This is a genomic window from Amycolatopsis keratiniphila (genome assembly GCF_000400635.2).
GTDB lineage: Bacteria > Actinomycetota > Actinomycetes > Mycobacteriales > Pseudonocardiaceae > Amycolatopsis > Amycolatopsis keratiniphila.
Genome location: NC_021252.1, coordinates 5202503 through 5219628 on the forward strand (window position 1 = coordinate 5202503; position 17126 = coordinate 5219628).

Below are 17126 nucleotides of genomic sequence, written 5' to 3' on the forward strand. Positions count from 1 at the left end.
TAATGAATCTTTTGTCGAGCCGGGAGGCGGCGGTGCAGGACACCTCGATCCCGACCGGCCCTGGGCTGCGGATCGCCGACCTCACCGGCACGTCGGGGATACGGGTCGTCGGCGTGATCGACCCGTCGACCCGATCGATCTGGGAGCAGAGGCTGGACGTGCTGGTGGGGGCCGGTGGCGGGACGATCGACCTGTCCCGGCTGGCGTTCGCCGACGTGCGGGGAGTGAGCGCCCTGGTCGACGCCGCCCACCGGGTCCGGCCGCCGCGCTCGCTGACCGTCCGGCACGCGCCCGAGTCCGTGCGGAAGGTGCTGCGCCTGTTCTGGGCCGAGGAGTACATGAATCTCCTGAACGAGGGTATGCGCCCAAGATGAGCCCGACCACGGAGACCGCGGGCACCGATCCGTTCATCCACCCCGCACTGTTCTATCGCGGACAGGACGACTACCTCGCGGGCACCGTCCCCTTCATCCGGCAAGGCCTGGACCGAGGCGAACCCGTCGCCGTCTCCGTGCCGGGTCCCAACCTGGAACTGCTGCGCACCGCGCTGGGCCCGGACGCCGAGCGGGTGCTGCTGCTGGACATGACCGAGGAAGGCCGCAACCCCGGCCGGATCATCCCCGGCGTCCTCCGCGCGTTCGCCGACAGCCACCCCGGCCGACACGTCCGCATCATCGGCGAGCCCATCTGGGCCGAACGGTCCGAGCTCGAATATCCGGCCTGCGCCCAGCACGAAGCGCTGATCAACCTCGCGTTCACCGGCCGCGACGTCACCATCCTCTGCCCCTACGACGTCACCCGCCTCGACGCGCGCGCACTGACCGACGCCGAAGCCACCCACCCGCTCCTGATCGACTCCACCGGCGAACGCGCCAGCGCCGGCTACGACCCCGGCCGCGTCATCGACGGCTACAACACCCCACTGCCCGAGCCCACCCCCACCGAACCTTCCCGGCACACCACCCTCGACCCCGTCACCGGCGACACCGTCTCCCTGGCCCAAGCCCGCGCGATGGCCCGTGACCAGGCACGACGGGCCGGTCTCACCGGCGAACGGGTCGAAGACGTCGAACTCGTAGTCGCCGAACTCGTCGCCAACAGCGTGGACCACGGCGGCGGGCGAGGACGGCTCGGCATCTGGCCGGAGGACGGCATGCTGGTCTGCGAAGTCCACGACGCCGGCCACCTGACCGACCCGCTCGCCGGACGGCGACCCGCCCCCGCAGGACAGGTACGCGGTCGAGGACTCCTGCTCATCAACCATCTCTCCGACCTGGTCCGCGTTCACACCGGCCGGCACGGCACCACCGTCCGCGCCTGCTTCACCACCGCACGGCCCTGAACGGGTGACCGCGGGGCGATTGCCCGGCGGCCGATTCGGGTATCAGAAGGATCATGTGGATGGTGCTGATGATCCCGCTGTTGCTCATGTCGTTCGCGCTGCTGATGGAGCGCGTCGAAGTCACCGCGCTCCGGCGGCCCCCGCCGTGACCGGATAGACGAGGTGCGTGACCTTCTTCCCCTGAATGACCTGGGGATCGCCGAATTCCAGGGGAGCGGCGCCGAGCGTGTCCACGAAACGGACACCCTCGCCGAGCATGAACGGCACGAGGTCGATGCGGATCTCGTCGAGCAACCCCTCTTCCAGCGCCTCGCGGGCTACGACGCCCGGGCCCACGCCGATGTTCTTGTCGCCGGCGACCGCCTTGGCCCGTTCGACGGCGGCCTTGACGCCGCCCTCGGTCACGAAGACGAACTCGGCGCTTTCGGGAGCCCAGCCTTCGGGTACCGAATGAGTGACCACGAAAACCTGCACGCGCATGGGGTGCTGTCCACCCCACCCGTCCATGCCGTCGAACTGGTTTCGCCCGACCACCAGGGCCCCATAGCCGTGGATCATGTCGCGGACATAGCCGGCGGACGCCTCGGAGACCTTGTACGACCGGCCCGGGGACGCGGTGGGCACCTCGACATCACCGGCGCGGCACCACGCGAAAAGGTACTCGAACCCTCCGTTCTCCGGACCGGCGATGAAACCGTCCAGCGACACGGACGCTTGAGTCGCCACCTTCGGCATGAAAAGCCCCTTCTAGCGCGAAGAATCGAGACCCGCTCGACACTGGCACCGTCACCGGTCGTCGTCCACTTCTCCCGTGCTCGGCAGCACGCTTTCGACGTCGGCGACCCCAGGGACCGGCCATCCTCACTCCGCCGGGCGCTCGTCGCGCGCCTTCTTGGTGAGCGACCTGCTGACGTAGACCAGCCCGCCCGCCAGGATCACGATGTCGTCGAAGTACACCGGGTCAGGCAACAAATCGAACGGGAACACCGTGTAGGCCAAGGAAACCCAGTAGGCGACCTTGGTCGGCACCGGCGTGCCGGGCTGATGGACCTGACGGTGCTTCCGCACCAGCTTGACCACCAGGAACAAGGCGACCAGAACGAGGATGACGACCACCACCACGGCCACGACGCCGAGTGTCGTCCACAGAGATTCCATGTGCTCCTCTCCCATCACCACCGTTGCCGCTTCACCCCGGAGTCCGGTACCACCGACGGTGGACGACCGGCTCGACGGCCAAGACCATGACCGCGGCCGCTGTCGCGACCACCCACGCGAGCCAGTCGCTCGTCCCCGCCACCGACCACACCAGGGCACCGAGCACGATCAGGGGCCGCAGCAACGTGAACGGCCCGAGGCCGACGAGGATCACGAACGTACTCCCCCGCATCGGCAGCAGCCAGTACGCCAGCAACGATGCCACCACGAGCGCCGCGTACGGCGCCAGCACCTGGAGCATGCGTGTGCCCGCGTGGAGCAGCTCGTTATAACGAGCGCCCGGATCCGCCGAACAGGCGAGGGTCGCCGCGATCAGCAAAGCGAGAAGTCCGAGCCCGATCGCTCCACCCGTGAGCCCTCGCCGCGCCGCCAGCAGGAAATAGGAGCGTTTGACGATCCGGGCGTCGCGGCCGGTCGCGGCCCGGAATCCCGCGAAACCGCTGTCCACGAGCGCGAGCAGACCGAGCGCGATCGGAACCACCGCCGCCATCAGCCGGCGGCCAGTCTGCGTGCCCGGTGGCCCAGAGCACGACGGAACTCGGTGGCCAGCGCCGGACGGATTCCGACGACCGGCCTCATCGCCGCGCAGAACGGGTTGGTGTATCTGAACGATTCGAACAGGAATGTCTTCATCCCCGCTGCCGCCGCGGCGGCGGACAGCAGGACCGAATCCCCGTGAGCGCGCCGCGCGGACGCGACACCGTCGTGGCGGCCGAGCGGCTCTCGCATCCTGGCGCGGTGGAACAACCAGGCACCCAGCGGGGCGAGCCGGGTCGCGGCGACGTCGTAGTGGATGAATCCCACCGTCCCGTCACGGTCCTGAGCGCGGAAGAACTCCGGCAACTTGCCTGCCTCGAAATGGTGCAGCACCCCGCTCGACAGAAAGACGCAGGCCTCCTCGGCGAGGGAAAACGCGTCCGCGCAGACGAACGTGCACGGAAGCCGCTCTTCCTGCGCCAGCCTGGTCGCTTCCGTCACCAGGGCACGATTGAAGTCCACCCCCACCAGCTGGACGTCCGCGCCCAGCACATCGGAAGCGGCCAGGCTCCGCACCGTGAACCCCAGCCCGCATCCGACGTCCACCACCCGCAAACGGTGGCCGCTCGCCCTGGCGACCGCGAGCATCGGCACGAGCAACTCGGCGAACCGGTGGGTCATGTGCAGTTCTTCGTTGAGCCGTTGCAGTTCCGTGTGCACCCGGACCAGGAGCCGGTCCACCGCGGCGGGATCCAGATACTCGCCGAGCACCGGCATCTGACGCACGATTCGGGCGGCCCCGCGGTCCCCGGCCGCTTGCAGCCGGTCGACCACCTCCGCCCTGCGGACCGGAACACGCTCGCCGGTGCGCGCGTCCCACGCCACTACCAGATCCGAGATCTCCAGCACGGCCACGATCGAACTCTAGCGATCAGGCTCGCGGTACACCCGGTTGAGTAGTTCTACTCGTGGCAGGCAGCACGAGTACCGGCAACATAGGTGAGGACCCGCTCCACCGAGAGCGGCTGACCTTGGGGGTTCCATGAAGTTTTCCCGTGCCATCACCACGCTCGCCATCACCGCCGGCCTGGCCACCGCGCTGGCGCCTGTCGCGGCCGCCGAGACCGTCGCGAGCCTCGACTTCACCGCCGAACAGGGCGCCCACCCCGTCAGCGGCAGAAGCGGTCATTGGACCGCCTCGCCGGAGAACGAGGTGCGATTCTGGGAGAGCGGCACCACCCTGCGGGTGGATGCCGAGACCGACCACGGCTTCGACTACATCGCGCTCGACTTCACCACCCCGTCAGGAAACCTGCAGGCTGGAACCTACAGCCACGCGGACGGAGCGCATATCCTGGCCACCTCCAACGGCCTGGCCTGCGTCGACGACTATTCGACGTTCACGATCGGCCACATCGAACGCGGCGCCGAGGGGCTGGTCGCGCTCGACGCGACGTTCGAGCAGCGCTGCGGCAGTCCCACATCACCTGCTCTGCGTGGTGAGGTCCACTACCGGCGCTGAGCCGGATTCGCCGCCGGCGGGCGAAATGGCGATAGGCGCCGTGAAGTAATCCGCTCAATAAAGATCGGGAACGACGAGCGTGCCGTCTTCGGCCTTGACGTGCCCGGCTTCGACGAGGTCCGCGGCGCGGGCGAGGAACGCGGTGAGCGACGGCGCTACCGGATCGTCGAAGTCCGGCACGTTGGGGCGGAACACGACCTGCCCGAGGGTGCCGCGTTCGCCGGGGGCCAGGTCCAGGAAGTAGCAATCGCCCTGGAAAGCCAGGAACGGCAACCAGGATTCCGACCACACCGTCCATTGGAGACAGGCGGGTTGCTCGACGGGCTCGGCAAGGTCGCCGACGACTTCGGTGAGCATCCGGTGCATCTCGACGATCTCGTCGACGGTCAGGAAATGGTGGAAGTTGAGCGGGCCGTTCAGCTGATCGGGGTCGTCTTGGCCCGCCGACACGCTCAGGAGGTCGCGCAGTTCGGCCGGCAGGACGAGCCCGGTCTCGGTGGTGAGCCGGTCGAGTTCCTGCTCGGACGCGCCGGACAGAAAAGGCGCGGCGTTGGGCAATTCCCGCTCGATGATGCTTCGCAACCGTGCGAACTCGCGGGCGGTCTCGTTCATGACGGCCAGTATTCACCACGCCACGGCAAAATCCGGATGACCTTGATCCAGCTCGGCCAGTAGGCTCCAGCGGACCAAGGAACAGGGGGAGCCGGCGTGTCCAGCCACTTCGGGACGATCGGGATCGACGTCACGAGCGAGGAAGAGTTCGGGGAACGGGTCGTTTCCCTGATCAGCGCGGGCACTGCCCGGCGGATCACCAAGAAGATCAGCGAGCACGTCTGGACCGATCCGTCCGGAGCCCGGTTGGTCGCGCAGGTCCACAACGGTGAGATCGAGTTCCTTCTGCCGTGCCTGGCAGGGTCGGCGCCCGCGGTGCCTGTGGGCGACATCCGCCTCGTCGACGACGAGACCGCGATGCTCGCCCTCCTGGACGGTGTCGGCGGCGAGCTGATCTGCCCCATCGCGATCGAACTGGAAGACCGAGCGGTCCTCGCCCACTCCGGCGGGCGGCTCGAGTCCGGGTCCCTGGTGCTGGCGGCCCTGGCCGAGGAAGTCACCGTGCACGCCGACGCCGACGCGTACTCGGCTTCCCAGGAGGGTGAACTGGAATTCGCCGCCGACCACTTCATCCCGTCCGGCACCTTTTCGCCGGAAGAACCCGCGCCCGGCTGGACGCCCTCCGCCCACGCGCTGTTCGCCGGCGAGGTCGTCGAGGTCGAAACCCCCGTGAACACCGTCACCGGCACGGCGTTCCACCGGATCCGGGTCCGCACCATCGCGGCGATCGAACTCGACGTCGCCATCGCGACGACGGAACTGGAGCGGCCGCCCGCGCCCGGCAACATCGTCGCCGGGACCTTCTTCCTGACCGGAAGTTTGGGGCTACAGCCGGAAAACCCCGTGAAGCGACGGGGCTGGTTCCGGCGGTGACCTGACAGGAGGTCACCAGTCGAGGTCGGGATCTTCGGTCACCGAGTTCAGCGCGGTCACCGTCGCGTGACCTTCGCTCAGCAGGCGGGCGTCGCTACCGGGCGACAACTCTCCCTCGACCGTGACGGCGGTCAGGGTGAACGCGCCGTCCTCGCCGTTCTGGATGTGACTGCGCACCGCGCCGAATTCGGCCAGCCCGGTGCGTTTCGGCGGTCCTGCCTCGGCTCGATCGGGCACGTTGAGGTTCAGAACCGTGCCTGCGGGTAGTTCCGTGAGCCGGTCGAACAGGCTCGCGGCGATCGCGACGGCGGTGTCCCAATGGGGTCGCGGGCCGGGATCCAGCCCCACGTCGAGCGACACCGCGAGCGCCCTGGCGCCGTTGATCGAGGCCGTCAGCGCCGCACCCACCGTGCCCGAGTGCAGGATCGCGCGCCCGACGTTCGCCCCGTGGTTCACCCCGGACAGCACGATTTCCGGTACGTCGCCGAACGTTCCCTGCGCCGCCGCCAAGGCGATCAGCCCGGGATGCGCGGCGACGGCGAACGCCGGGACACCGGCCAGACCGGGCAGTTCCCTCCGTTCGACCGCGACCCGGCCCGCTCCCCCGGCACCGGTCAGGCCCGCGCTGGTTCCGCTCGCTTCCGCCGCGGGCGCGGCGACCACCACGGTCCAGCCGTGCTCCGCGGCGCCCTTGGCCAGCGCCGCCAGGCCCGGCGAGTCGATACCGTCGTCGTTGGTGATCAGGGCACGCATCAGGAGGCCTCCCACGGTTTCAGGCGTACGCGTCCGGTGAGTTCCCGTACGGCGCCGTCGCTACCCGAACCGAGACCGTGTCGTGTCACGTTGATCGCACCGGCCGCGGCTCCGAGCTTCAGTGCGTCTTCCAACGACCGGCCTTGTGCCAGGCCGACCGCGAGCCCCGCGGTCATCGAATCCCCGCCGCCGCGGGTGTCGACCGGCGTCAGATCGGGCGACTCCACCAGGACGAACCGTCCTTCGAGGCAGGCGAGCGTCTCCTCGGCCGCACGGGACACGACGACCGCACGAGCACCGCCCGACGCCAGCTCACGGCAACCCTCCGCGAGATCGGCCAGCGAATCCGACTCGGCGAGGCCGTCCTCGACCATTTCCTCATGGCTGACCTTGATCACCGCCGGATCGCCCGCGAGGGCACTGGCCAGCCGCTCACCCGAGAGGTCCACCACGACCGGCGTGCCGTGCGCGCCGAGGTCGCGGGCGAGCCGCTCGTACACCGAATGCGGCACCGGGACGTCGTCCCCGTCCGGCCCGCTGAGTACGGCCACGTCCGCGCGCAACGCCTGGACCAGGGTCAGCTCGTACAGATCGTCGAGTTCATGCCGGGTCAGCGCGTCCGCGGGCATCCGCACCATCTCGTCCCGGCTGCCGTCACGCCGATCGTGCACGTAGGCGCCGTTGCGCGCCGCGACCTCACGGACTTCCGCGTCGACGCCGATCAGATGCCGCAGCACCCGCCCGGTCTCCCCGCCGAGCGCGCAGCACACCACCGCACGCGCGCCGAGGGCGTCGATCATCCGCGACTGCCACACTCCCTGCCCGCCCGCGTGCACGTGGACGTCGGGCGCCCCGTCCAGTTCTTCCACCGTCACCGTCAGCTGCGGAGACGGCGCGAACACCGCCACTCGACCCTCAGTCATACCGGCCCTTTACCCGTTTTGCCGGATTCCATGCGTGCGACAAGGCGACCGTGGCATGTCACAAGCGGGCTGAAGGCTCCCTTCACCGCGTGTGATGCGACGAAGGGAGCCTTCCGCCCGCGGCCGCGCACCGGCAGCGTGTCTCTTGTGGACAGTCAAGCCCTGCCGGCGTCCAGTACCAGAACCGTTCGCGTGGCCGGGCGGGCGCTAGGCCGATTGTTCGCGGCGATAGTGGCGAGCGGCTTTCGCCCGGTTGCCGCAGGTTTCCATGGAACACCATCGCCTGGTGCCGTTACGCGTCGTGTCGTCGAAGTACAGCGTGCACACCGGGTACGCCGAACACCGCTTGATCCGGTCCGGACGCGTGCGAAGCAGGCTCAAGTAGCCGTACGCCGCGAGCCACGCGGGCCGCCAGGCCGCGTCGTCGACCTCGATCACCTCTTCGACGCCGCCCTCCCGCAGCTCCGGCCGCAACCGCCCGCGGGCCAGCACCTCGTTCAGCGCACGTTCAGCGGAGGCGCCGGGGCTTTCGAGCACCTCGCGCAGGACTGAACGCGTGTGGCGCAACGGTTCTTCCGCCCCCGGCGCATCCGTCAGGCCTCGCTCGGCCAGCCAGGCACCGACTCCCCCGGGCTCGTCGAAGACGTCACGACGCTCGCCACGATCGGGCCACGTGGTGTTCAGCAGATCCAGCGCGAGAGGTTCACCGATCAGAGGACGTTGCAGCACGAGCGTCATTCTACCCTCCGTCGACCGCTTGACAGGTTAGGTTGCGTCGTGCTTGAGTCTAACCGTTCAAACAACTTTAGACGGTTAGATGCAAGGAGTGCCCGTCATGTCCGAAGTCACCCGGTCCCCCGGCGACGTTTTTCACCGCACCGCGACCATCGACGGCCGGAGCGTCTTCTACCGGGAAGCCGGCGACCCCACGGCGCCGACGGTGGTGCTGCTGCACGGTTTCCCCACGTCGTCGCAGATGTTCCGCACGCTGATCCCCGCGCTGGCCGACCGCTATCACGTCATCGCCCCCGACCACATCGGCTTCGGCCACTCCGACGCCCCGCCCGTCGACCGGTTCGACTACTCGTTCGAGAACCTGACCACGATCACTCTCGGCCTCCTCGACGCGCTCGGCCTGGACCGCTTCGCCCTCTACATCCAGGACTACGGCGCGCCGATCGGGCTCCGCATCGCGAGCAGACACCCGGAGCGGGTCACCGCGCTGCTGGTGCAGTCCGGCAACGCCTACGTCGACGGCTTCACGCCGTTCTGGGACGTCCTGTTCGCCCACGCCAAGGACCGCGAAACCCACGAGGAAGCCGTGCGCGAACTCCTGGAGCCCGCGGCGACCCGCTGGCAGTACACCCACGGTGTCCCCGCCGACCGGCTGGACCGGCTCTCCCCCGACGCCTGGACCCTCGACCAGGCCCTGCTCGACCGTCCGGGGAACAAGGAGGTGCAACTGCAGTTGTTCTGGGACTACCAGTTCAACCTCGACGTCTACCCGGCCGTCCAGGAGTACTTCCGCGAGCACCGGCCGCCGACGCTCATCACGTGGGGCGAGCACGACGAGATCTTCGGCCCCGACGGGGCCCGTGCCTTCCTGCGCGACCTGCCCGACGCCGAACTGCACCTCCTCGACGCCGGGCACTTCGCCCTCGAGACGCACGGCCCGGAGATTGCCGCGCTCATCCGGGACTTCCTCGGACGCGTCCTGCGCTGATCACGGCCGTCGTATCCTCGAGGTGAGGCGGAGGTGCGGAATGACGGACGAGCAACTGCTCATCGAGTTCGCGCTGACCCGCATGGACCATCCCGACCTCGATCTCGAGGAAGTGGCCACGCTGACCGTCCGGCGGCTCGGCGAGGACCGGATGCTGGACTTCGCCGGGCTCACCCTGGCGAGCCGGGGCGAACTACGCGGAGCCGTGTTCCCCGCAGCGGTGGAACACGTGCTCCGCGTCGTCCTGACGTTGCGCGGGCCGGACGACTGAGCGCCTTCCGGCCGTCACCGGATCAACAGCTACCTCAGTGTCCGCGGGCGATCCACTCGGCGAGGTGAGGCGCTTCGGTGCCGATCGTGGTGGGGTCGCCGTGTCCGGTGTGGACCTTGGTGTCCTCCGGCAGGGCGAAAAGCCGGTCCCTGATCGAGGAAATGATCGTCGGGAAGTCGGAGAACGAGCGTCCCGTCGCACCGGGCCCGCCCGAGAAGAGCGTGTCCCCGGAGAAGAGGGCCTTGGCCTCGGGGAGATACAGGCAGACCGATCCCGGCGAGTGGCCCGGCGTGTGGATGACCTCGAGTTCCGTGCCGGCGACGGCGATCCGGTCACCGTCCTCCGTAGCCCGGAAACGGCCGCCGGGATGGGTCATCTCCCACAGTTCCCGATCCCCCGGATGCAGAACTGCCGGAGCTTGCAGGCGTTCGCTCAGCTGCGGTGCGACGGTGACATGGTCGTTGTGCCCGTGGGTGCAGACGACGGCGACGACGTCACGGCCGCCCACGGCCTCGACGATGGTCTTCTCGTCGTGCGCGGCGTCCACGATCACCACCTCGTCGTCGTCGCCGACGAGCCAGACGTTGTTGTCGACGTCCCAGCTCCCGCCGTCGAGTTCGAAGACCCCGGCGGTGACGACGCGCTCGATCCGCAGGTTCCCGCTCACAGGATCACCACCGAACGCAGCACTTCACCGGCGTGCATGGCGTGGAATGCCTTCTCGACACCGTCGAGCGGGATCCGCTCGGTCACGAACCGCTCCAGCGGCAACCGGCCTTGGAGGTACAGGTCGATCAGCATCGGGAAGTCGCGCTCCGGCAGGCAATCGCCGTACCAGGACGATTTCAGCGCGCCACCGCGGGAGAAGAAGTCGATCAGCGGCATCTCCAGGCGCATGTCCGGGGTCGGGACGCCGACCAGGACCACGGTGCCCGCCAGGTCGCGGGCATAGAACGCCGCTTCCCAGGTCTCCGGGCGGCCTACCGCGTCGATGACGACGTCGGCGCCGAAACCGCCGGTCAGCTCCTGGATCGCGGCGACCGTGTCGGTGTCACTCGCGTCGACGGTGTGGGTCGCGCCGAGCTCACGGGCCCACACGAGCTTCCGTTCGTCCCGGTCGACCGCGATGATCGTGCCCGCCCCCGCCAGCCGGGCCCCGGCGATGGCGGCGTCTCCGACTCCCCCGCAGCCGATGACCGCGACCGAGTCCCCGCGGCCGACGGCGCCGGTGTTGACCGCCGCGCCGAGCCCGGCCATCAGGCCGCAGCCGAGCAGGCCCGCGACCGCCGGGTCCGCGGCGGGATCGACCTTGGTGCACTGTCCGGCGTGGACGAGCGTCTTGTCCGCGAACGCGCCGATACCCAGTGCCGGGGTCAGCTCGGTGCCGTCGGTCAGCGTCATCTTCTGTGTCGCGTTGAAGGTGTCGAAGCAATACTGCGGGCGTCCGCGTTTGCAGGCCCGGCACTGTCCGCACACCGCGCGCCAGTTGAGGACGACGAAGTCCCCGGGCCGCACGGATTCCACGCCCTCTCCGACGCTTTCCACGGTGCCCGCGGCCTCGTGGCCGAGCAGGAACGGGAACTCGTCGTTGATGCCGCCGTCGCGGTAGGTCAGATCCGTGTGGCAGACCCCGCAGGCCGCGATCGACACGACGACCTCACCGGGGCCGGGGTCCGGGATCACGATGTCCGTCAGCTCCACCGGAGCGTTCCGGGACCGGGCGATCACCCCGCGCACCTGCTGTGGCATTCCCTGTTTCCTCCACCGTTCGGCGACATAGGCATGCGCATGAGCGCATGCTTCATCTGAGGCTAGGCCGAAAGCGGTCAGCGGCGACCTGGCCATCGGGCCAGTGGATCCTCTCCTTTCGACCAGGCAAGCAGGCGGTTAGGCTCGCCCGATGCCCGACACCGCCGACCTGACCGCGCTGCGCGACGTCATCGAGGGCCCGCTGCGCGAAATCGCCGACCGTTTCTCGCGTTTCCTCGCCGACGGCTGGCCACACCAGACCCTGGTCATCTTCACCCGGGAGTGCACCGGGCGGCCGCGGAAGGTCACCGGTGCCCGGGAAATCGCCGACAAGGTCACCATCGCCGAACTCGAAGCGCTCAAAGCGAGCGTGCCGCCCGGACGGCAGCTGACCACGACGGCCACTCTCGGCGGCGTCACCCGGACGGTCTGGACCGTCCAGGATCCGATCGGCACCCTGCTCGTCCTCGTCCCCCGGTCGAGCCGGACCCGCTTCCCGCATCCCGCTCCCCTGGCCGAGGTCTTCGGCATCGTCGCGACCTCGATCCGCCAGCAGGTGAGCCAGGCCAGCCCCGACTACCTCGCCGAATCCCGCGCGGCCTCCAGTGAACGCGCCAGGACGATCGCCGAAATGGCCGCGGCACACGAAACCGCGCTCGTCACGATCCTCACCACCTTGCGGTCGGCCCGGCTGGACGACCACCGCGCCCGGCTCGCCGCGACCGACTCCGCCTCGGCCGCGCTGGTCGCGCTTCGATCCGCCAGGGAAACCGATCTCGCGCACTCCGAAGAGCCCGCGCATGCCGCGTTCGGCAGGCTACGGCGGGAAATCCGCCAGATGCTGCGCCACCACGACGCGGAGCTGGAGTTCACGGCCCCGGCGAAGAACGGGCGGCCGGTACCGGGCGAAATCGCCCACGCCGCCAGGGCGATGACGTGCGCCGCGGTACTGGCCTTCACCGGCCAGCCGGATCTGACCCGCCTCCGGATCGCCTGGTCGAGTGACAGCACCGCGCTGCATCTCGATATCCGGGACCAGGAATCCGGGAACCTCGACGTGCACAGCCTGCGAGCTCAGCTCGACGGCCGCGCGAAAACGCTGGGGGCGACTGTCGAGATCGACGCCGTCGCCGGCTGGGGCAGCCGCGTCACCGTCGACCTCCCGTTCGAGCCGGCCGCGGGCCGCGTCGACGAGACACAGCTGGCGGACCTCAACCCTCGCGAACTCGAAGTGCTGAGGCTGGTGGCGCAGGGACAACGCAACAAGTCCATCGCCGCCGCGCTCGGCATCACCGAAAGCACGGTCAAGTTCCACGTCGCAGGTCTTTTGAAGAAGCTGAACGTCACTTCACGCGGTGAAGCCGCGGCATTGGCCCTGAGCGCTGGAGTCTCCGGAACTCAGCCTGCCGTGCTGTGAAACGACAATCACGATCCGGCCTCGGCCGGTCACAGAAGATCAGGTTCACGGGACATACCGGCGTCGACCGTCACCACGCTCTCGCTGGCCGCATGCGGGAGCAGTTCCCCGTCGGCGATCGGATCCGCCACGGTCACCGCTCCGAGGACCGCCGAAGACGTCACGAAGACACTCGGCGAGAAGATCGCGTTCGGCGATTCCCGGGTCAAGCCTGCCGACGTCGAATATCTCGGCGCGGACGCGGTGGAACGTGGCGGTTCGGTAGAGGTTTTCCCGGACGAGGCCGGCGCGAAGGCGCGGATGGACTTCATCCAGTCGGTGGCCAAGAATCTGCCCGCGGTCGGCGAATACGACTATCTGAAAGGCCCTGTCCTGGTGCGGGTGTCACGATTCCTGACACCGAACCAGGCGAAAGAGTACGAGGCCGCGCTGAACGGCTGACGGAGTCGAGCATCTTCCGGTTCACACCGCGGCCTGATCGAACGCCCCTCGAAGCCACTGATCGACCTGTCGTTGACCGCGCAGCCGGACGACGACGAGTCCGGGATAACGGTTCTCATCGATCACCTTGCGGACCCGCGCGCGCATCATCGGGTGGTAGCGCCACGCGAGCTTGACGATGTGCTCCGGGTCGGTGAAGAACGTGCGCAGCGGGCCCTCGACGTTTCCCCCGGCGATCTTCGACCCCCGCCCGACACGACGTCGAAGCGTGCGCATGACGACGCGAGTCATGTGCAAGGCACGCGGATGATCGAGCCACACCAACACGTCGAGCCGCGCCGTCAGCCGCTCCCGGACCTGTTCGCCTTGCCACTCGATCGCCCAGACTTCCCCGTCGAGGAACCGCAAAACGTCGTCCTGCCACGTCTCCCGGACCGTCCATCCAGGACCGAGGTAGAACGACTCGAACTCGACATAAGGCACGCCCAGACGCTCGCACAGTGTTCGCGCGAGGGTGGATTTGCCCGCTCCCGCGGGACCTGCCACCGCAACCCGTCGGACCGGCCGCTGAGGAAGAGGATCGGTCGGCCCGAGAACATGCATACGGCGATCATAGATCGACTGTCCGGCCACCGACCGGGGCCAGGGCATAGGGTCGGCTCATGGCGCGCCTGATCCACCTCAACGGCCTCTCACGCACGGGGAAGTCGACCCTCGCCCGCCGCTACGCCGACGAGCACCCGGGAACGCTCGCCCTCGATCTGGATGTGCTCACGGGGTTGATCGGCGGCTGGAAGGAGAACTTCTTCGAGGCCCTGGAGATCGCCCGCGGCCACGGACGGGACATGGCCGCGCGGCATCTTCGCGACGGGCACGACGTGATCCTCCCGCAACTCGTGACCGTTCACGACCGCGATCCGGACCCGGCCTTCGAAGCGGTAGCCGTCGCGACTGGAGCCACTTACGTCGAGGTCGTCCTCCTCGTCGACGACCACGAGCATCTGCAGCGCCTGCACGGAAAGCGTCCGGCCAACGCCGTCGAGGCCCGACTCCAGACGATGCTGGAAGATCCCGATTCCGACCTGGTCGACAGGATCCGCGGCCACCTCGCCGAGTATCTGGCCGGACGTCCGCACGCGATCCGACTCGATACGACCGGAATCGGGGTGGACGAGTCGTACACGCGCTTTTTGAACGCGGTCGACGTGACGCAGCAACGAAAGTAGACCGGCGGACGGTTTCGAGTCAGCTCCTCAGCTTCGTCACAGTCCACAATGCGGTTCCCGCACGGCAGACCCGCAGTCCGACGGCCTCGGCCTGGCCGCCGCTGTTGTGCAGGCAGAGACCGGTCGACACGTTGGTGAAGTACTTGTTCGTCGTGGACGACGTCCGCCAGTCGCTGGCATTGACATCGCAGGACCCGGCGAACACCGGCGGCGAGGCACAACCCGGTCGCCTTGTTCTTGAACTTTCCGGGAGCGTAGTTGTTCCACTTCTGATTGTTGTTCCTGTCTTGGCAAGCGTGCGTGTAGACGCTGCCCGCGGAATTGGAGTCCAAGCAGCGCTGAACCCCCGCCGCGAATCTGATCCAGAACAGCGACTCGACCTGTGTCGACGCGGTGGCCGCCCCAGGTACCGCGGTGAACATCAATGCCGCGGACGCGGCAACCGCCCCGATTCTGGTCACAGTTCTCGCGAATTCGACATGCCTGACGTTCCGAAATCCTCGGCCCCCGAACTGAAATCGACGTTAGCGCCTACGCGCCCGATTTTGCAAATCGGTCACCGAAAGCACTCCAACGGAGGTATGCCCGATCACGCAACACGACGATTCGTCCACCTTCGGCCGAAAGCGTGAACCGCACCGCAAGGCGGGAGTTGGGTGTTACATTGCCCATGGGGAGTGTCACTTGGGGCGGGGAGGACGTGCTGTGGGGTTCGAGGTCGATGTCGCGGACATCAGCAACGCGGCCGGCAAGCTCGCCGCCGGCAAGCCGCCGACGCTCACTCCCGGCGGCGCGCCGAACGTCGGTGCCACCCATCGGGCCGCGGGGTTCGCGGGAGACTACGACGTCTGGCTGCTGACCCGGCAGGAGGATTTGACGGCCTCTCAGCAGCAGGTCACCAGCCTGGTCGAAGCCATCCAGGCCGCCGCGAAGAGTTACGACGGCACAGACTCCACCGCGCGCGACATCTTCCTGAAGGCACTGGACAAAGGCTTCGAAGGGATCGACCGGTGAGCTCGGTCTTCGACAAGATCCGACAGCTCCACGACCAGGTCGCGAAGGGTAGCACGACGGAGCTGGACGACCGGGCGCGTGCGTGCCGGGCCACCAAGGAAGCCGTGCTGGACGCCAAATCGCTGGTCGAGGCGGTCCGCGTTCAGCTCGCCGAAGGCTGGCAAGGCGGAGCCGGCGAGTCGGCGCTCGCCTCGCTGGCGGACTTCAAGAAGAACCGCGACGACCAGGCCCACGATCTCGAAGAGTCTGCGAAGTCGTTCGACGTGGTCCGCGACGCGCTGGCCAAGGCACAAGGCGACGCACGCAGTCACCTCGCGGACGCCGAATCCCTGCGGCAGAAGCTGGACGGCGTCTGGAACGACCTCTCGCACGGTAAGGGCAACATCGTCTTCGCCTGGGCACAGGACAAGGCGATCAAGGCGCAGGCCCTCGTCGTGCTCGCCGATCTGGAGCGGATCATCCTCGGGTACGACGCGGTCCTGCTCGCCGAAGGGCTGAAACTGCGGAACAGGACGGGCCAGGTATGGGAACTCGCGGGCTCGGGAAAGCGGAATCTCGCCGAGATCGCCGCGATCATGCTGCGCGAGATCCCTGGCTTCGCCGAGCTGGTCAAGAACGACCCGAGACTCAAGGCCGCGCTGCTGACCGGTGACTGGGAACTGCTTCTGCAGAACCGCGAGATCGCACAGAAGATCTACGACTACCTCGGTTTCAAGTACGTCGCGGAGGGCGACTACTACACCACCGGCGAACACTCGGTGCAGAGTTTCCTCGGCTGGCACGACTTGTACGACAAGCTCGAAAAACTCATCGGCGCGAACCTCGACGCGACCGGCGACGACGGCGACAACATGGAGTTCACCGACCCGAAGACCGGGAGGCAATACCGGCTGGAGTTGTGGAAGGGCGGTTACGGATTCGGCGGCGCGTTCGGCGGCGAAGTCGGGTTCTACACCCGCGAACCGGGTTCTTCGGACCCGTCCGGCTACTTCAACGCCGCCCAGGGTGACGACCAGATCAAGGTGACCCAGACGATCTACAACAAGGAGACCGACGAGGTCTACTTCACCAACGACGGCCAAGGCGCCGACGGCACCGACAAGAAACACTTCTGGAACCTGGCGATCCGCACCGACCCGGACGTCGACCCGAGCAAGCTGGCCCAGCGCGCCACGATCGAGGTGCGGGACGCCGGCCTGCGCGACCAGCTCTACAACGAGATGACCCGGTGGGCGGCCGCGCATCCCGAGCAGCGCCTCACCGTCACCAAGACGACCGACGATCCACCGGCCCTGAGCTACACCTGGGAGAAGTGAGCCACGGTCAGGTCAAGGACTCCCGCTTGAACTCCCACGGCTCGTCGTCACCGCTCCGCCGCGGGCTCTCGGTTTCCCGCAACCCGGCGAACACCCCGTCGACGTCGATCAGGCCGGCGACCTCGTCGGCGACGCGCCGGCCGTGGCGCTCTTCGATTTCTTCCAGCCCCTCGCGCAGGGCGGTGGTCGCGGCGTTCCTGGCCGTGGTTCGCAACGCACGGGCCAGCTGCTCCGGGTCACTCATGAACC

Annotated in this window: 24 protein-coding genes; 11 read left to right on the top strand and 13 right to left on the bottom strand. The window is 68.1% G+C overall.

Annotated features, from left to right (window positions below):
* Nucleotides 1–2: 2 nt before the first annotated feature.
* Complete coding sequence (locus AORI_RS82485; protein ID WP_051552911.1) at nt 3–374, top strand: STAS domain-containing protein; 372 nt, start codon at nt 3–5, stop codon at nt 372–374.
* Entirely contained in the window at nt 371–1342 is a 972-nt protein-coding gene (locus tag AORI_RS64455) for a sensor histidine kinase (RefSeq protein ID WP_016335027.1), read from the top strand. Before AORI_RS82485 ends, AORI_RS64455 begins: the two co-directional genes overlap by 4 nt.
* A gap of 120 nt (nt 1343–1462) precedes the next feature.
* On the opposite strand, the gene AORI_RS64460 is transcribed toward AORI_RS64455, so the two are convergent.
* The 4 genes from AORI_RS64460 to AORI_RS64475 all read right to left on the bottom strand — a co-directional run bounded on the left by AORI_RS64460 (nt 1463) and on the right by AORI_RS64475 (nt 3952).
* On the bottom strand, nt 1463–2077 hold the full coding sequence (locus AORI_RS64460) for a dihydrofolate reductase family protein (RefSeq protein WP_016335028.1): 615 nt from the start codon (nt 2075–2077) through the stop codon (nt 1463–1465).
* A 126-nt stretch (nt 2078–2203) separates the two neighbouring features.
* Nucleotides 2204–2500, bottom strand: a complete 297-nt coding sequence (locus AORI_RS64465; protein ID WP_016335029.1) for a YkvA family protein — start codon at nt 2498–2500, stop codon at nt 2204–2206.
* A 31-nt stretch (nt 2501–2531) separates the two neighbouring features.
* A complete protein-coding gene (locus AORI_RS64470; RefSeq protein WP_016335030.1) occupies nt 2532–3050 on the bottom strand; it encodes a hypothetical protein in 519 nt (172 codons plus the stop codon).
* Nucleotides 3050–3952, bottom strand: coding sequence for a class I SAM-dependent methyltransferase (locus tag AORI_RS64475; RefSeq protein ID WP_016335031.1), 903 nt, complete (start codon nt 3950–3952; stop codon nt 3050–3052). Before AORI_RS64475 ends, AORI_RS64470 begins: the two co-directional genes overlap by 1 nt.
* Before the next feature lie 127 nt (nt 3953–4079).
* On the opposite strand from AORI_RS64475, the gene AORI_RS64480 reads away from it, so the two are divergent.
* Complete coding sequence (locus AORI_RS64480) at nt 4080–4559, top strand: hypothetical protein (RefSeq protein WP_016335032.1); 480 nt, start codon at nt 4080–4082, stop codon at nt 4557–4559.
* A 54-nt stretch (nt 4560–4613) separates the two neighbouring features.
* Here AORI_RS64480 and AORI_RS64485 read toward each other — a convergent pair whose 3' ends face one another.
* A complete protein-coding gene (locus tag AORI_RS64485) occupies nt 4614–5171 on the bottom strand; it encodes an SMI1/KNR4 family protein (RefSeq protein ID WP_016335033.1) in 558 nt (185 codons plus the stop codon).
* Between the two features lie 96 nt (nt 5172–5267).
* Here AORI_RS64485 and AORI_RS64490 point away from each other — a divergent pair, with 96 nt between their 5' ends.
* On the top strand, nt 5268–6044 hold the full coding sequence (locus tag AORI_RS64490; protein WP_016335034.1) for a hypothetical protein: 777 nt from the start codon (nt 5268–5270) through the stop codon (nt 6042–6044).
* A 12-nt stretch (nt 6045–6056) separates the two neighbouring features.
* On the opposite strand, the gene surE is transcribed toward AORI_RS64490, so the two are convergent.
* The 3 genes from surE to AORI_RS64505 all read right to left on the bottom strand — a co-directional run bounded on the left by surE (nt 6057) and on the right by AORI_RS64505 (nt 8458).
* On the bottom strand, nt 6057–6797 hold the full coding sequence (surE, locus tag AORI_RS64495) for a 5'/3'-nucleotidase SurE (protein WP_016335035.1): 741 nt from the start codon (nt 6795–6797) through the stop codon (nt 6057–6059).
* A complete protein-coding gene (locus AORI_RS64500) occupies nt 6797–7720 on the bottom strand; it encodes a PfkB family carbohydrate kinase (RefSeq protein WP_043848189.1) in 924 nt (307 codons plus the stop codon). Before AORI_RS64500 ends, surE begins: the two co-directional genes overlap by 1 nt.
* Before the next feature lie 207 nt (nt 7721–7927).
* On the bottom strand, nt 7928–8458 hold the full coding sequence (locus tag AORI_RS64505) for a CGNR zinc finger domain-containing protein (RefSeq protein WP_016335037.1): 531 nt from the start codon (nt 8456–8458) through the stop codon (nt 7928–7930).
* A gap of 97 nt (nt 8459–8555) precedes the next feature.
* On the opposite strand from AORI_RS64505, the gene AORI_RS64510 reads away from it, so the two are divergent.
* Both AORI_RS64510 and AORI_RS64515 read left to right on the top strand, forming a co-directional pair.
* Complete coding sequence (locus AORI_RS64510; protein ID WP_016335038.1) at nt 8556–9443, top strand: alpha/beta fold hydrolase; 888 nt, start codon at nt 8556–8558, stop codon at nt 9441–9443.
* Nucleotides 9444–9483: 40 nt separating this feature from the next.
* Nucleotides 9484–9714, top strand: coding sequence for a hypothetical protein (locus AORI_RS64515; protein ID WP_016335039.1), 231 nt, complete (start codon nt 9484–9486; stop codon nt 9712–9714).
* Nucleotides 9715–9748: 34 nt separating this feature from the next.
* On the opposite strand, the gene AORI_RS64520 is transcribed toward AORI_RS64515, so the two are convergent.
* Nucleotides 9749–10381 (bottom strand): MBL fold metallo-hydrolase, encoded by a 633-nt coding sequence (locus AORI_RS64520; protein WP_016335040.1) that lies wholly within the window; start codon nt 10379–10381, stop codon nt 9749–9751.
* A complete protein-coding gene (locus AORI_RS64525; protein WP_016335041.1) occupies nt 10378–11463 on the bottom strand; it encodes an S-(hydroxymethyl)mycothiol dehydrogenase in 1086 nt (361 codons plus the stop codon). The genes AORI_RS64520 and AORI_RS64525 overlap by 4 nt, the downstream gene beginning before the upstream one ends.
* Before the next feature lie 151 nt (nt 11464–11614).
* Here AORI_RS64525 and AORI_RS64530 point away from each other — a divergent pair, with 151 nt between their 5' ends.
* Entirely contained in the window at nt 11615–12880 is a 1266-nt protein-coding gene (locus AORI_RS64530) for a helix-turn-helix transcriptional regulator (protein ID WP_016335042.1), read from the top strand.
* Nucleotides 12881–12909: 29 nt separating this feature from the next.
* Here AORI_RS64530 and AORI_RS64535 read toward each other — a convergent pair whose 3' ends face one another.
* Complete coding sequence (locus AORI_RS64535; RefSeq protein WP_016335043.1) at nt 12910–13089, bottom strand: hypothetical protein; 180 nt, start codon at nt 13087–13089, stop codon at nt 12910–12912.
* A 34-nt stretch (nt 13090–13123) separates the two neighbouring features.
* Here AORI_RS64535 and AORI_RS64540 point away from each other — a divergent pair, with 34 nt between their 5' ends.
* A complete protein-coding gene (locus AORI_RS64540) occupies nt 13124–13321 on the top strand; it encodes a hypothetical protein (protein WP_016335044.1) in 198 nt (65 codons plus the stop codon).
* Nucleotides 13322–13342: 21 nt separating this feature from the next.
* Here the strand turns inward: AORI_RS64540 and AORI_RS64545 are convergent, their stop codons facing one another.
* On the bottom strand, nt 13343–13924 hold the full coding sequence (locus tag AORI_RS64545) for a (d)CMP kinase (protein WP_043848190.1): 582 nt from the start codon (nt 13922–13924) through the stop codon (nt 13343–13345).
* A gap of 59 nt (nt 13925–13983) precedes the next feature.
* Here AORI_RS64545 and AORI_RS82490 point away from each other — a divergent pair, with 59 nt between their 5' ends.
* From AORI_RS82490 to AORI_RS64565, 3 genes are all read left to right on the top strand, one after another.
* A complete protein-coding gene (locus AORI_RS82490) occupies nt 13984–14547 on the top strand; it encodes a P-loop nucleotide/nucleoside kinase family protein (protein WP_016335046.1) in 564 nt (187 codons plus the stop codon).
* A gap of 705 nt (nt 14548–15252) precedes the next feature.
* Entirely contained in the window at nt 15253–15561 is a 309-nt protein-coding gene (locus AORI_RS64560; protein ID WP_016335048.1) for a hypothetical protein, read from the top strand.
* The gene (locus tag AORI_RS64565; RefSeq protein WP_016335049.1) at nt 15558–16877 is read left to right on the top strand and encodes a DUF4474 domain-containing protein; all 1320 of its coding nucleotides are present in this window, start codon (nt 15558–15560) and stop codon (nt 16875–16877) included. Before AORI_RS64560 ends, AORI_RS64565 begins: the two co-directional genes overlap by 4 nt.
* A 7-nt stretch (nt 16878–16884) precedes the next feature.
* Here the strand turns inward: AORI_RS64565 and AORI_RS64570 are convergent, their stop codons facing one another.
* Nucleotides 16885–17121 carry a hypothetical protein gene (locus AORI_RS64570; RefSeq protein WP_123798497.1) on the bottom strand — a complete coding sequence of 79 codons (237 nt, stop codon included), beginning with the start codon at nt 17119–17121 and terminating at the stop codon, nt 16885–16887.
* Nucleotides 17122–17126 lie beyond the last annotated feature (5 nt).